Below are 13,493 nucleotides of genomic sequence, written 5' to 3'. Positions count from 1 at the left end.
CGCCATGGCCAGGTTCTTCATCCAGCGGCCGATCTTCGCGATCGTGCTCGCCATCCTCGTCATGCTGGCGGGGTCCCTGTCGATCTTCACGCTGCCGGTCGAGCAGTATCCGCAGATTGCGCCGCCCACGGTGCAGATCACCACGAGCTATCCCGGCGCCTCGGCGACGACCGTGCAGGACACGGTGGTGCAGGTGATCGAGCAATCGATGAGCGGGCTCGACCACTTGCTGTACCTGTCCTCGTCCAGCGACGACACCGGCCAGTCGACCACCACGCTGACCTTCGCGCCCGGCACCAATCCGGACATCGCCGAGGTGCAGGTGCAGAACAAGCTGCAGCTCGCCACGCCGCTGCTGCCCGCGCCGGTGCAGCAGACGGGCGTGCGCATCACCAAGTCCAGCAGCGCGTCGCTGCTCGTGGCGGGCTTCGTGTCGACGGACGGCAGCATGAACAAGTTCGACATCGCCAACTATGTCGTCTCGCATGTGCAGGATCCGGTCAGCCGGATCGATGGCGTGGGCAACCTCAACGTGTTCGGCACGCAGTACGCCATTCGCATCTGGCTGGACACGCGCAAGCTCTACAGCTACGCGCTCACGCCGGTCGACGTGACCACGGCGGTGACCAACCAGAACGTGCAGGTCTCGGCCGGCCAGCTCGGCGGCGCGCCGGCCGTCGGCAACCAGCAGCTGACCGCGACCATCACCGCCGCGACGCTGCTGCGCACGCCGCAGGACTTCGGCGCGATCCTGCTGAAGGTGCTGCCGGACGGCTCGCAGGTGCGCCTGCGCGACGTCTCGCGCATCGAACTGGGTGCCGAGAATTTTGCCGTCGACACGCGCTACAACGGCAAGCCGGCCGCAGGCATCGCCGTGCAACTGGCCACCGGCGCGAATGCGTTGCAGACGGCCACGGCGGTGCGCGGGCGCATCGAGGAACTGTCGAAGTATTTCCCGCCAGGCTTGAAAGTCGTCTACCCGAACGACTCGACGCCCTTCATCCGCGAGTCGATCAAGGAAGTGGTGAAGACGCTCTTCGAAGGCATCGCGCTGGTGTTCCTCGTGATGCTGCTCTTTTTGCAGAACATCCGCGCCACCATCATTCCCACCATCGCGGTGCCGGTGGTGCTGCTCGGCACCTTCGGCGTGATGGCGGCGCTGGGCTTCACGGTCAACACGCTCTCCATGTTCGGCCTGGTGCTGGCCGTCGGCCTGCTGGTGGACGACGCGATCGTCGTGGTGGAGAACGTCGAGCGCGTCATGCAGGAAGAGGGCCTGTCGGCGCCCGACGCCACGCGCAAGGCGATGGGCCAGATCTCCGGCGCGCTCATCGGCGTGGCGATGGTGCTGTGCGCGGTGTTCGTGCCGGTGGCGTTCTCGGGCGGCACGGTGGGTGCGATCTACCGGCAGTTCTCGCTCACCATCGTCTCGGCGATGCTGCTGTCGGTGTTCGTGGCGCTCACGCTCACGCCGGCGCTGTGCGCCATGATCCTGAAGCCGGCCCATGACCCGGGCGCGCAGCAGACGGGTTTCTTCGGCTGGTTCAACCGCAGTTTCGACCGTTCGCGCGATGGCTACCTGCGCGGCGTGCGCCATGTGATCGGGCGCGCCGGGCGCTGGTTCGCCATCTACGCCGCGATCATCGCGGCGGTGGGATGGATGTTCGTGCACCTGCCAACGTCCTTCCTGCCGACAGAGGACCAGGGCTTCCTCTACATCCAGGTGCAGACGCCGCCCGGTGCGACGATGGAGCGCACGGGCGGCGTGCTCGAGACCATCTCCGACTACCTTGCGAAGGATGAGGCCGACACTGTCGAGGCCAGCTTTCTCGTGAACGGGTTCAACTTTGCCGGCCGCGGCCAGAGCCAGGGGCTGCTGTACGTGCAGCTGAAGGACTGGCACCAGCGAACAAAGCCGGCGCAAAACGCCGAAGCGCTGACCGCGCGGCTGGCCAAACACTTCGCGACTTACAAGGACGCGGTCATCATCCCGATCACGCCGCCGGCGATCCAGGGACTGGGCACGGCCGCCGGCTTCGACTTCGAGCTGCAGGACCGCGGCGGCGTCGGCCACGAGAAGCTGATGCAGGCGCTCGACAAGCTGCTGGACCTCGCAAGGCACGACCCCGACCTCGCGCTGGTGCGGCCCAACGGACTGGCCGACAACCCGACCTTCAAGGTCGACGTGGACCGCGAGAAGGCCAGCGCCCTGGGCGTCGCCATCACCGACGCCGACCAGGCCTTCTCGACCGCCTGGGGCTCGAAGTACGTCAACAACTTCCTGGACACCGACGGCCGCATCAAGAAGGTGTATGTGCAGGCCGACGCGCCCTTCCGCATGAATCCCGAGGACCTGGACCGGCTCTACGTGCGCAACGCGCAAGGCGGCATGACGCCGTTCTCTTCCTTCGCGACAGGCACGTGGACCTACGGCCCGCCGCAACTGCAGCGCTACAACGGCGTGCCGGCCGTGGAGATCCAGGGGCAGGCCGCGCCGGGCCGCAGCACCGGCCAGGCCATCGCCGCGATGGAGCGCCTGATGAAGCAGATGCCGCTCGGCATCGGATTCGAGTGGACCGGCGTCTCGCTGCAGCAGCAGCAGTCGGGCTCGCAGGCGCCGTACTTCTATGCGCTGTCGATCCTGGTGGTGTTCCTCTGCCTGGCCGCGCTGTACGAGAGCTGGTCGATTCCGCTGTCCGTCATGCTGGTCATTCCGCTGGGCGTGCTCGGTGCGCTGGGCCTGACGACGCTGTTCGGCCTGTCCAACGACGTGTACTTCCAGGTGGGGCTGCTCACGACCATCGGGCTGTCGGCGAAGAACGCGATCCTGATCGTGGAGTTCGCCCGCGACCTGCAGGCCAGCGGACGCAGCGCACTGGAAGCGGCGGTCGAGGCGGCGCACATGCGGCTGCGGCCGATCGTCATGACCTCGCTGGCCTTCGGGCTCGGCGTGCTGCCGCTGGCGCTGGCCAGGGGTGCCGGCTCGGCCAGCCAGAACGCGATCGGCGTCTGTGTCATCGGTGGCATGGGCGCGGCGACCTTCCTCGCCATCTTCATGATCCCGATGTTCTACGTGGTGGTTGCCGGGCGGCTGGCGCGGACGAAGCCTGTCCATGCGCCTGCGCCTGTGCCTGCACTGCAACGGCCGGGCACCGTGATCGCCACCCCCGAAGGAGCCTGACATGCGCACCCTGAAGCTTTGCACCCTCGCGATGCTTGCCGCCGTTGCCACGGCCGGCTGTTCGCTGGAGCCGCTGTACCAGCGGCCCGCCGCGCCCGTCGCCGCGACCTATCCCCAGGGCGAAGGCCAGGGAAAGCCGGCCAGCGACGCGGCAGGGCAGGCGGCTGCCGCGGACATCGGCTGGCGCGACTTCCTCGCCGATGCGCGCCTGCAGCGCCTGGTGGAAATCGCGCTGCAGAACAACCGCGACCTGCGCGTTGCGATGCTGAACGTGGAGCAGGTGCGGGCGCAGTACAGCGTCCAGCACGCGGCCTTGTTCCCGCAAGTCACGGCCGGCGTGCAGGGCTCGAACGCGCGCACGCCCGGCAGCCTGGAAACGACGGGAAAGCCGCTGGTCGCGCATTCGTCGGCGGTTGCATTGTCCGCGGCGTGGGAGATCGACTTCTTCGGCCGCCTGCAAAGCCTTGGCAACGCAGCATTCGAGCAATACCTGGCCAGCGCGCATGCGCGCCAGGCCGCCGAAATCCTGCTGGTGTCGCAAGTGGCAGACCAGTACCTCGCCACCCTTGCGTACGACGAGCAATTGGCCGTCACGCGCGCGACGCTGGACGCTGTCACCCGCTCGCTCGCAATCGTGCAGCGCCGCTTCGACGTGGGCACCGCGTCTGACCTCGACCTGAGCCAGGCGCAGACGCTGGTCGAACAGGCCCGCGTCAATGAGGCGGCGCAATTGCGACTGCGTGCACAGGCCGAGAACGCGCTGGTGCTGCTGATCGGCGAGCCGCTGCCGGGCGACCTGCCGCCGCCGGTGCGGCTGGGCGAACAGGCCATTCGCGACGATGTGCCGGCGGGCTTGCCCTCCGACCTGCTGGCGCGCCGCCCGGACATCCTGCAGGCCGAAGCGCTGCTGCGCTCGGAGAACGCCAACATCGGCGCCGCACGCGCTGCGTTCTTTCCGCGCATCACGCTGACCGGCGCCTTCGGCTCGGCGAGCCCGACGCTGGGCGGGCTGTTCGGCGCAGGGTCCAGCGCCTGGTCCTTCGTGCCCGCGCTCACCTTGCCGATCTTCGATGCCGGCATCAACCAGGCCAACCTGGACATCGCGAAAGTGCGCAAGGACATCGGCATCGCGCAGTACGAGAAGGCGATACAGACGGCGTTCCGCGAGGTGGCCGACGGCCTGTCCGCGCGCAGCACCTACGGGGATCAGCTCACCGCGGCGCGGCGCCTCACCGACGAAGAGAACCGGCGGCTGCGGATCTCGCAGGCGCGCTACGCAAGCGGCGTGGACGGCTACCTCGATGTGCTCACCGCGCAGACGGACCTTTACAACGCCCAGCTGGCGCTGGTGTCGGTGCAGATGAACCGGCTGGAAAGCCTGGTCGACCTGTACCGCGCGCTGGGCGGCGGCTGGATCCGCGACACCGGCGATGCGCCGCGCGTGGCGGGTGATTTCAGATAGGCCACTGGCGCGACAGCGAAGGCCTGGCTGGCTGGGGGGATTCCAGGCCTCGCCCATGCAGGAACTCCCTTCGCCTGTCATTGAACCTTCACGTCGTCGATGCACCATCGGGGATCCCCCACGATGTGAGCACGGCATGGCCAAGGACTTCGCGCGCATGGAGAACTCCAACTCCAGCGCCAACCCCAGCATTCACGAGGTGTCCGATCCACGGCGCCGCATCCTCATCCGCGGGGGACTGGCCGCTGCCGTGGCCGGCACCCTCGGCCCGCTCGCGGTCGGCAGCATCGCGGGCTGCGCCACCTCGCCGTCCTTCGCGTCGATCGGCCGCGCCATCGGTTTCAAGAGCGTGCCCATGAGCGCCACCGACCAGGTCGTGGTGCCTGAAGGCTACACGGCACGCGTGCTCTATCGCTGGGGTGATCCGACCGGCTCCGGCGCCATGCCCGCCTTCAAGGCCGATGGCAGCAACACGGCCGAAGAGCAATCCGAACAAGCCGGCATGCACCACGACGGGATGGCCTTTTTCCCGCAGGGCAGTGATCGCGGCCTGCTCGTGCTGAACCACGAATACGTCGATGACGGCCTGCTCCATCCCGACGGCATGAAGACGTGGACGCCCGACAAGGTCCGCAAGTCCATGAACGCGCACGGCGTGTCGGTCATCGAACTGCGACGCGAGGGCGGCCAGTGGAAACAGGTGCTTCCGTCGCGCATGGCGCGCCGCATCACGGCCAGCACGCCGATGACCGTGACGGGCCCGGCGGCCGGCCACGAGATGCTCCGCACGGCCGCCGATCCGGGCGGCACCGAAGTGCTGGGCACCTTCAACAACTGCGCGAACGGCCAGACGCCCTGGGGCACCTACCTGACCTGCGAGGAGAACTTTGCGGACTACTTCGAAGGGCCGGAACAGCCTGACGCGCACCAGCGCCGCTGGGGCATCCGAAAGGGCAACGGCGCCAAGTACCGCTGGCACGAGCACGAGGCGCGCTTCAACGTCGCCAGCCATCCCAACGAACCCAACCGCTTCGGCTGGGTGGTGGAGATCGATCCGCTCGATCCCGCCTCCAAACCCCGCAAGCGCACCGCCCTCGGCCGCGCGGCGCACGAAGGCGCGGCGACCGCGACGACGCGCGATGGCCGCGCCGTTGTCTACATGGGGGAGGACTCGCGCTTCGAGTACATCTACAAGTTCGTCAGCCGCGACCGGATGCAGCCGGGTGGTGCGGCCGCCAACCGGGACCTGCTCGACAACGGCACCCTGTATGTCGCTCGCTTCGACGTCGATGGAACCGGCGAGTGGCTGCCGCTGGTGCAAGGCCGCGGTCCGCTGACGGCGGACAAGGGTTTCGCCAACCAGGGCGATGTGCTGATCAAGTCGCGCCAGGCCAGCGACCTGCTCGGCGCGACGAAGATGGACCGGCCCGAGTGGACCACGGTCGATCCGCTCACCGGCGAGGTCTATTGCACCCTGACCAACAACAGCAACCGGGGCGCGCCCGGCCAGCCCTTCATGGACGCGGCCAACCCGCGTGCCAACAACACCATGGGCCAGATCATCCGCTGGAAGGAATCGGGCGACCTGGACGCCGCAAAGTTCGAGTGGAACCACCTGGTGCTGGCCGGCGACCCCAAGCAGTCGCGCTTCGAGGCGCAGGGCAATGTGAAGGGCGACACCTTCGGCAGCCCCGACGGCCTCATGGTGGACGCGCGCGGCGTGCTGTGGATCGAGACCGACGTCTCCACGTCCACGCTCGGCCGGGGCGACTACAGCAACCTGCCCAACAACCAGATGCTGGCGTGCGACCCCACGCGCGGCGAGATCCGGCGATTCCTGGTCGGCCCGGCTGGCTGCGAGGTGACCGGCCTGGCGACCTCGCCGGATCTGCGCACGTTGTTCATCAACATCCAGCATCCGGGCGAGCCCGCCAACGAGCGAAGCGACCCCGACCGCCCGCTCGCCGTCTCGCGCTGGCCGGATGGCAGCGGCCGGCCCCGCTCCGCGACCGTGGCCATCACCAAGGACGACGGGGGCGTGATCGGCACCTGAATTCGATCCTCGAACCCGGGCACTCAGTGCTTGTGGTCGCTGCCGCGCGCGCGGCGGTAGTGTTCGCCGAGCACGTCGCGTCCCCAGTCGCCCTCGAAGTCGCGCCACACGTTGTGGATGTGGTTGCCGCCCGAGTTGTCCCATTCGATGAGAAAGCGCGCGCCCTGGATGCGCCAGTAGTGCGGCTGGCCGCGCTCGGTGGCGCCGGCCCACGCGAAGCGGATGCCGTCCAGGCCGCCCGCCCGCACGCGTTCCAGCCGCTGCTGCGCCAGCGACGGTTCGGCCACCGAGGCCAGCGACTCGACGATGCGCAGCAGCAAGGCCTGCTGCGCCGCGTCCATGGCGCTGAAAGGCAGGCCCACCGGCGCCAGCGGGTCCAGCTGTGCGGCGTTGCGCGTGACGATGTCTCCGAAAGGCTTGGTACTGAAGACGGCCTGCTGGCGCTGCGCCGGCGAAAGCGCGCCCAGCAGCGCAAAGGCGCGGTCTTCCTCCTCGCCCAGCGCGCGCTGGCCCTTGCGCGGGCCCTGGTTGGCGATGTCGCGCGGCACCTGCGCCGGGTTGGCACCCAGGAACTGCGGCAGCGTCGCCACGACCTGGCCGTCAGCCAGCGTGAAGTGCAGCGAGAGATGATGTCCTTCGATGCGCCAGCCCCATGCCGAGCTGGCGTCCGGCGTGCCGAACAGCGCGAAAGCGTAGTTCTCCGGATCGCGCGAGAAGCCGAAGGATTCGATCTCGCGCAGCGCGATTTCCAGGGCGATGATGGCCTGCACCTTCACCAGACCGGGTTCCGACAAGGCCGCGGCGAGCAACTGTTGCGCCGCCTTGCGCTGTGCGTCCGCCATGGTCTTGAACGGGATGCCAGGCCGGCTGCGTGGCGTGTAGTTCCAGTCGCCACGGGCCTCCAGCGTGAACGGCCGCAGCAGCTCGGGTCGCTGCGCCGCCGGCGTGGCCTCCAGCAGCGCCCGCGCCGCGGCCGTCATCGCTTGCGCCGCGCGGCTGGTGTCCGCCGCGGCAGCGACCAAGGGCACGACGGCGAGCAAGGTCCAGCAGGACAGCCAGGTGGAGAGCGTGCGCAGCAGCATGGTTGGTCCTTCTGCGTGAGATGACCAATGAACAGGCGCAAGGATGCCGGAGTTGGCGTGGCGAGTCGAGTTGGGGGTCATGGCGACTCCTGCATCAACGGCTGGGCGCCAGCGGTCCCGGATGGCCGAGCACCGACAGGATGCGATGCACGCGTACGCGCAAGGCATCGACCTGGGCGCTGCGGGCGATGCCATGCGCGCACCATGTGCAGAAGTGCTCGCAATTGTTGGTCCACAGCGAGTAGCGGTCCTCGCCCATGCGCTGCCGTGCACGCGCGACGCGGGCTGCACCGTCGTGCCGGGCACCTGCGTCGTCCACCACGGCGACTGGTCTTCCCATGCAGAAGCGGCCCAGCGTCACTTCTTCGACCGGCCCCGCCCACCAGCCGCGGCTGAAGCCGGCGTAGTGGATCACGCGGCCCTGGCCGGCGTAGATGCCGTGGTGCTTGTAGCCACGACGCGGCGACACGAGGTGGGCTCCGAGGGGCCACGCGTGCGGCGAAACGGGGGTGTGCGTATCCGGGTTCATGGGCCCCAGTCTTGCCACCCCCGGTTGCGAGCGAATGCCACGCGCGCCGGCGTGCATTGCGTTTGAAACACCGCCGCAACCGGCGAGTGCGTCGCCGCCACTTGCACGCAACCCCGACGCCAAACGCTGGCAACAGTTGCCAGGCCGAATCGCGACCGGCAGTCACAAGCTCATCGCCGAAGCGGCGATGCATCGATGCCTTGCAGTTTGGGCAAGCGCCCGATCAGGACCGGGGTTGCGTGGCTTGCGAGCCGAGCGTCTGCGCCAGGCTCTCGGCCAGTTCCTGCAGGCGCAGCGGCTTTCGAAGGAGCGTGGCGACCCCGGCGTCGCGCGCCCGCTGCTCCAGCGCAGCGCCGACGTTGCCGCTGACCAGGATCACCGGCAGGTCAGGCCGAACGGCGAGCAGACGCCGCGCCAATTCGCTGCCCGCCAAGCCGGGCAGCATCTCGTCGGTGAGCACCGCGTCGAAGCGCTGCGGGTCGGCCATGAAAGCCTCCAGCGCGCGCTCGGCGGAATCGAAGCCGTCCGGCTCGTAGCCCAGCACGGCCAGCAGTTCCTCCGCCAGCTCGACCAGTGGCCGCTCGTCGTCCACCACCATCACCACTTCGCCGTTGCCCAGTGGCCAGCTGGGGTCCAGGCGTGCCGGCGCGGCTTCCGCTTCACCGGACACGGGCAGCCAGACCGTGACGCGCGTGCCGCGCCCCGGCTCGGTCTCGATGTCGATGGCGCCGCCGAGATCGGCCACGATGCCGTGCACCATCGACAAGCCCAGGCCCGTGCCTTCGCCCACCTTCTTGGTCGTGAAGAAGGGGTCGAAGGCGCGCTGCAGCACGTCGGCCGACATGCCGCGGCCGGTGTCCGACACGGCAAGGCGCGCGTACGGGCCCGCGGCCAGCTCGCCGTGCAGCAGCGGCTTTGGCGCGTCGCACTGCACGCGGTCGAGGTGCACGTCGATGGTGCCGGCATCGACGATCGCCTGCGCGGCGTTGGTGCACAGGTTCATGACGACCTGGTAGAGCTGCGTGCCATCGCCCAGCACGGCGGCGGTGCCGGCTTCCAGCCTGGCCTCGAACCGGATCGCTTCGGGCAGCGTGGGCCGCAGCATCCCGATGGCCTCCGCCGTGACCGCCTGGATGTTGACCGGCAGCCGTTCGGCCACGCCGCTGCGGCTGAAGTCGAGGATGCGTCGCACCAGCACCCGCGCCCGAGCGCCGGCCTCCATCACGCGATCGACGTAGCGGCGCATGTCGCTGCCCGGCGGTGCGTGCTGCTGCGCCATTTCGCCGAAGCCGAGGATCGCGCCGAGGATGTTGTTGAAGTCGTGGGCGATGCCGCCGGCCAGGGTGCCGAGCGACTCCAGCCGCTGGGCCTTCTGCAGCCGGGCCTGCAGCGCGGCCTTTTCTGCCTCGCCGGCCTCCAGCCGCCGCAACTGGCGCAGCAGGCCGGCGATGGTCAGCACCACCAGCGCCGCCAGCAGCAGCGTGCGGATGATGGCGCTGCGCATCTCGTCGTGCCAAGGGCGCAGCGCGTTTTCCTCGTCGCGCATGATGGTCAGCGTCAAGGGCCGCCGGGCGACACCCACGGCAGCGAGCAGCTTGGCCCGGCCGTCGACCGGGCTGATGGAGCGGTCGATGAGTGGCGCGCCCTTGAAAGCTGCCAGCTCGGGATAGCGCCGTCCCACGTCCGGCGTGGTCGCCTCGGGCTGGCGCACCACCAGTGTGCCGTCGTCGAGCGTCAGCAGGAGGGCGCTGCCTTCGCCCAGCTCGATCGCGGAATAGGCCGCCTGCATCTGCTGCAGCGTGACGATGGCGGTGACGACGCCGTCGAAGTCGCCATCCGGCGTGCTGAGGCGGCGCGACACCACCAGCGCGGGCAGCCGCTCGGTGCGCGTCACCACCGGCTCGTTGATGTAGAGGTCGCCCGTCGGAAGTTCGCGCTGGTTGCGGAAATAGGGCCGGTCGGAGACGTCGGCCAGCGGCTCGCCGGTGACGCGGGAGCGGTGGCGCTGCCTGCCCTGCGCATCGACGATGGTCAGCACGCTGACCTGCGAGACGCCGACCACGCGCGAGGCCAGCGCGGCGGAGATGGCATCGGGCGGAAGGTTGCGGCCGGTGATCTGGTACCACTCGGCGGTGTCGCGCAGCAGCACGTCCACGGCCTGCAGGGTTCGGGCGCCTTGCTCGGCCAGGGCCTTGGCGAGGTTGCCGAGTTCGCGCTCCGTTGCGAACGTGATCTGCTGGTGCAGCCGCCAGCCGTCGTAAACCGCTGCGCCGGCAAAGGCCGCGATCAGCACGGCGCCGGCGGCAATAATCCGCTGCCTCAGGCGCTCGCTCGAGGTCATGCGGCGGCCGCCACGGCGCCCAGCAGTTCATCGCGGCTGCACGGCTTGGCGAGCAGCCGGCGGACCCCGAGCGCACGGGCGGCGTCCGAATCGCTGCCCAGGCTGCGTCCGAGCTGGGCGGAGATGCCGATCACCGATGAATGCGGAAAGGCCGCGCGCACCGCCTGCACGGCACGGGCCGTCTTGCCGTCGCGCGAGCGAGGCTCGGGGAGGTCGAGGATGACGAGGTCCACCGTGTCGTCGGGCGCGGCGTCGAGCCGCGGCAGCGAAAGCACTTCGTGCCCTTCGCCGGCCAGCCATTCGGAGATCAGCACGCGCATCGCTCCATCCTTGTCTATCACCATGATCTTCAGCATGGACACCATTGGCGCTCATGCAAATGCCGGCGCCATGTCAGACGCATGGAAAAACCATTACACCTGTAATGTGCCGGTAGCCCCTTGTAGGAGCAATTGAACTACGCTTCGAGCGCCATGAACACCGCCGCTTCACCCCACATCCTCGTCGTCGACGACGATCCGGCACTGCGCGAACTGATGTCGGACTACCTGGCAGAAAACGAATTCAAGGTGACCGCCGTGTCGAGCGGCGCCGAGATGAACGCGATCCTGCAGGAAAGCGTGATCGACCTGGTCATGCTCGACCTGCGCCTGAGCGGCGAGGACGGCATGCAACTGGCGCGCAGCCTGCGCGACACCAGCGACCTGCCGGTCATCATCGTCACGGGCAAGCAGGACGAGGCCGATCGCGTGATGGGTCTGGAAATTGCCGCCGACGACTACGTGACCAAGCCCTTCAGCAACCGCGAGATCCTGGCCCGCATCCGTGCGGTGCTGCGCCGCTACCAGGCGCGCTCCGACGCGGCGCCGCAGGCGCGCAGCACCAAGCGGCGGGCCTATCGCTTCGCCGGCTGGGAGCTCAACCTGCTGGCGCGCCGGCTGACCTCGCCGGACGGACAGCGCGTGGAACTCAGCAACGGCGAATTCAACCTGCTGCTGGCGCTGTGCGAGCAGCCCCAGCGCGTGCTGTCGCGCGACCAGTTGCTGGAGATGTCGCGCCTGCACGGCGCGGAGGTGTACGACCGCTCGATCGACGTGCAGATCCTGCGGCTGCGCCGCAAGATCGAAACGGACGCCTCGGCGCCGAAGATGATCCGCACCGAGCGCGGCGCCGGCTACGTGTTCGAGCCCCAGGTGCAGGTGCTGCACTGAGCCGCGGGCCGGACCGGCCCACTTTGTTCCGGCCCGGCGCGCGCGTCAGGCTTCGCGTCCGGTCTCGAACAGGAACCACGCGCGCCGCTCGGCTTCGTCGATCCACACCTCCAGCAGGCTGGCCGTGGCGACGTCGCCGTACGCGTCGCACAGCGCGTGGGTCGCTCGCAGGAAGTCCACCAGGCGCAGGTTGTCCTGGCGCAGTTCGGCCAGCATGTCGGCCGGCGTGACGAAGGGCGCGTCGTTGTCAGACAGCCGCTGGTGGCGCGAGATGTCGCCGATCGAGCGCAGCGTGGTGCCGCCAATCTTGCGCGAGCGCTCGGCGATCGGATCGGTGGTCGCAAAAATTTCGGACGCCTGTTCATCGAGCATCAGGTGGTAGTCCCGAAAGTGCGGGCCGGACATGTGCCAGTGGAAGTTCTTGGTCTTCAGGTACAGCGCGAAGCTGTCCGCCAGCAAGGCCGACAGGCCGCCGGCAATGTCGCGCCGGGCTTCGGTGCCCAGTGCCGTGGGCGTGCGCAGGGGCGCCTGGCGGCGCGCGATGGAAGATTCGACAGTGATGGTCATGGAAGGTGCTTCTGGTTGGCGCGCATCGGAGTGAACGCGGGTCGTCCGGAGATGCGCATCCGGCCGCCCGGGTTCGACTGTGGTGTGGCGGCGCTGCGGCTTCATTGCCGCGCCGGTTTCATCTGAAACCGGCGCCGTTGCGATCGCAGCGGTGCGCGGGCCGCCTGCAATGGCCAGGCAACGGCGGCAAGAGATCTTTCAGGTGTCAGTTCGAGGCCTGCGCATCCCGCGCTGGCGTCTGACCCAGGAGACTCCCATGCTCAATCGCCGCAACTTTTCCGCAACCCTGGCAGGCGCGGGCGCCGCGCTCTTTGCCGCTTCCTCGATGGCCCAAGCGGCCTCCGCGCAGCCGGCGCGCCCAACACCGGCCAGCGCCGCCAACGTGCGCGTTCGCAACGTCGTGCTGGTGCACGGCGCCTATGCCGATGGTTCCTGCTGGACCGAGGTGATCGCCCGGCTGCAGGCGGCCGGCCTGCGCGCGACGGCGGTGCAGAACCCGCTCACCTCGCTGGACGACGACGTGCAGGCCACGCGCCGCATCCTCGAATTGCAGGACGGCCCGACCGTGCTGGTCGGCCACTCGTGGGCCGGCATGGTCATCAGCGAGGCGGGCGTGCACGAGAAGGTGTCGGGGCTCGTGTATGTATCGGCCCGCGCGCCCGATGCGGGCGAGGACTTCGGCGCACTCGCCGCGAAGTTTCCCAAGCCCCCGGCCAGCGCCGGCCTTGTCACCTCCGGCGGCTTTGCGCAGCTGAGCGAGGAAGCCTTCCTGCGCGACTTCGCGGGCGACATCGATCCGGCGAAGGCACGCGTGCTCTATGCCGTTCAGGGCCGCGTGTCATCGACGCTGTTCAGCGGTCGAACGACCGTGGCGGCCTGGCGCAGCAAGCCGACCTGGTACCAGGTCTCGACCAACGACCGCACCATCGACCCGGAGCTCGAGCGATTCCTGGCCAAGCGCATGGGCGCGAAGACCATCGAATTGCCGGCGAGCCACCTGGGCCTCATTTCGCATCCGGACGAGATCACCCGTCTCATCCTGGACGCGGCTGCCAACAGCTGAGAAA

10 protein-coding genes are annotated in these 13,493 nt (G+C 68.9%); 5 read left to right on the top strand and 5 right to left on the bottom strand.

What is annotated here, in order from left to right; translation table 11 throughout:
• Window positions 1–4 precede the first annotated feature (4 nt).
• The 3 genes from QTI66_RS15880 (at window position 5) to QTI66_RS15870 (ending at window position 6,696) form a co-directional block, all read left to right on the top strand.
• A complete protein-coding gene (locus QTI66_RS15880; protein ID WP_286560752.1) occupies window positions 5–3,181 on the top strand; it encodes an efflux RND transporter permease subunit in 3,177 nt (1,058 codons plus the stop codon).
• 1 nt (window position 3,182) lies between these two features.
• Window positions 3,183–4,643, top strand: a complete 1,461-nt coding sequence (locus QTI66_RS15875; RefSeq protein WP_286560751.1) for an efflux transporter outer membrane subunit — start codon at window positions 3,183–3,185, stop codon at window positions 4,641–4,643.
• A gap of 136 nt (window positions 4,644–4,779) precedes the next feature.
• On the top strand, window positions 4,780–6,696 hold the full coding sequence (locus QTI66_RS15870; RefSeq protein ID WP_286560750.1) for a PhoX family protein: 1,917 nt from the start codon (window positions 4,780–4,782) through the stop codon (window positions 6,694–6,696).
• Window positions 6,697–6,719: 23 nt separating this feature from the next.
• On the opposite strand, the gene QTI66_RS15865 is transcribed toward QTI66_RS15870, so the two are convergent.
• The 4 genes from QTI66_RS15865 to QTI66_RS15850 form a co-directional block, all read right to left on the bottom strand.
• Window positions 6,720–7,778 carry a DUF3500 domain-containing protein gene (locus QTI66_RS15865; RefSeq protein WP_286560747.1) on the bottom strand — a complete coding sequence of 353 codons (1,059 nt, stop codon included), beginning with the start codon at window positions 7,776–7,778 and terminating at the stop codon, window positions 6,720–6,722.
• A gap of 94 nt (window positions 7,779–7,872) precedes the next feature.
• Complete coding sequence (locus QTI66_RS15860; protein WP_286560746.1) at window positions 7,873–8,307, bottom strand: lecithin retinol acyltransferase family protein; 435 nt, start codon at window positions 8,305–8,307, stop codon at window positions 7,873–7,875.
• 223 nt (window positions 8,308–8,530) lie between these two features.
• A complete protein-coding gene (locus QTI66_RS15855; protein WP_286560744.1) occupies window positions 8,531–10,648 on the bottom strand; it encodes an ATP-binding protein in 2,118 nt (705 codons plus the stop codon).
• A complete protein-coding gene (locus QTI66_RS15850) occupies window positions 10,645–11,004 on the bottom strand; it encodes a DNA-binding transcriptional response regulator (RefSeq protein WP_286560743.1) in 360 nt (119 codons plus the stop codon). Before QTI66_RS15850 ends, QTI66_RS15855 begins: the two co-directional genes overlap by 4 nt.
• A gap of 117 nt (window positions 11,005–11,121) precedes the next feature.
• Between QTI66_RS15850 and QTI66_RS15845 the strand changes: the two genes are divergently transcribed.
• A complete protein-coding gene (locus tag QTI66_RS15845) occupies window positions 11,122–11,859 on the top strand; it encodes a response regulator (protein WP_286560894.1) in 738 nt (245 codons plus the stop codon).
• A gap of 45 nt (window positions 11,860–11,904) precedes the next feature.
• On the opposite strand, the gene QTI66_RS15840 is transcribed toward QTI66_RS15845, so the two are convergent.
• Window positions 11,905–12,426 carry a Dps family protein gene (locus QTI66_RS15840; protein WP_286560742.1) on the bottom strand — a complete coding sequence of 174 codons (522 nt, stop codon included), beginning with the start codon at window positions 12,424–12,426 and terminating at the stop codon, window positions 11,905–11,907.
• Window positions 12,427–12,682: 256 nt separating this feature from the next.
• Here QTI66_RS15840 and QTI66_RS15835 point away from each other — a divergent pair, with 256 nt between their 5' ends.
• The gene (locus tag QTI66_RS15835) at window positions 12,683–13,489 is read left to right on the top strand and encodes an alpha/beta fold hydrolase (protein WP_286560741.1); all 807 of its coding nucleotides are present in this window, start codon (window positions 12,683–12,685) and stop codon (window positions 13,487–13,489) included.
• The last annotated feature ends 4 nt before the right edge of the window (window positions 13,490–13,493 follow it).

The organism is Variovorax brevis (genome assembly GCF_030317105.1).
GTDB lineage: Bacteria > Pseudomonadota > Gammaproteobacteria > Burkholderiales > Burkholderiaceae_C > Variovorax > Variovorax brevis.
This window is presented reverse-complemented; position numbering and strand designations above follow the sequence as displayed.

Bases quoted from the DNA above. Each gene is read 5' to 3' on its own strand.
- QTI66_RS15880 (WP_286560752.1), top strand. From the start codon at position 5: ATGGCCAGGTTCTTCATCCAGCGGCCGATCTTCGCGATCGTGCTCGCC.
- QTI66_RS15875 (WP_286560751.1), top strand. From the start codon at position 3,183: ATGCGCACCCTGAAGCTTTGCACCCTCGCGATGCTTGCCGCCGTTGCC.
- QTI66_RS15870 (WP_286560750.1), top strand. From the start codon at position 4,780: ATGGCCAAGGACTTCGCGCGCATGGAGAACTCCAACTCCAGCGCCAAC.
- QTI66_RS15865 (WP_286560747.1), bottom strand. From the start codon at position 7,778: ATGCTGCTGCGCACGCTCTCCACCTGGCTGTCCTGCTGGACCTTGCTC.
- QTI66_RS15860 (WP_286560746.1), bottom strand. From the start codon at position 8,307: ATGAACCCGGATACGCACACCCCCGTTTCGCCGCACGCGTGGCCCCTC.
- QTI66_RS15855 (WP_286560744.1), bottom strand. From the start codon at position 10,648: ATGACCTCGAGCGAGCGCCTGAGGCAGCGGATTATTGCCGCCGGCGCC.
- QTI66_RS15850 (WP_286560743.1), bottom strand. From the start codon at position 11,004: ATGCTGAAGATCATGGTGATAGACAAGGATGGAGCGATGCGCGTGCTG.
- QTI66_RS15845 (WP_286560894.1), top strand. From the start codon at position 11,122: ATGAACACCGCCGCTTCACCCCACATCCTCGTCGTCGACGACGATCCG.
- QTI66_RS15840 (WP_286560742.1), bottom strand. From the start codon at position 12,426: ATGACCATCACTGTCGAATCTTCCATCGCGCGCCGCCAGGCGCCCCTG.
- QTI66_RS15835 (WP_286560741.1), top strand. From the start codon at position 12,683: ATGCTCAATCGCCGCAACTTTTCCGCAACCCTGGCAGGCGCGGGCGCC.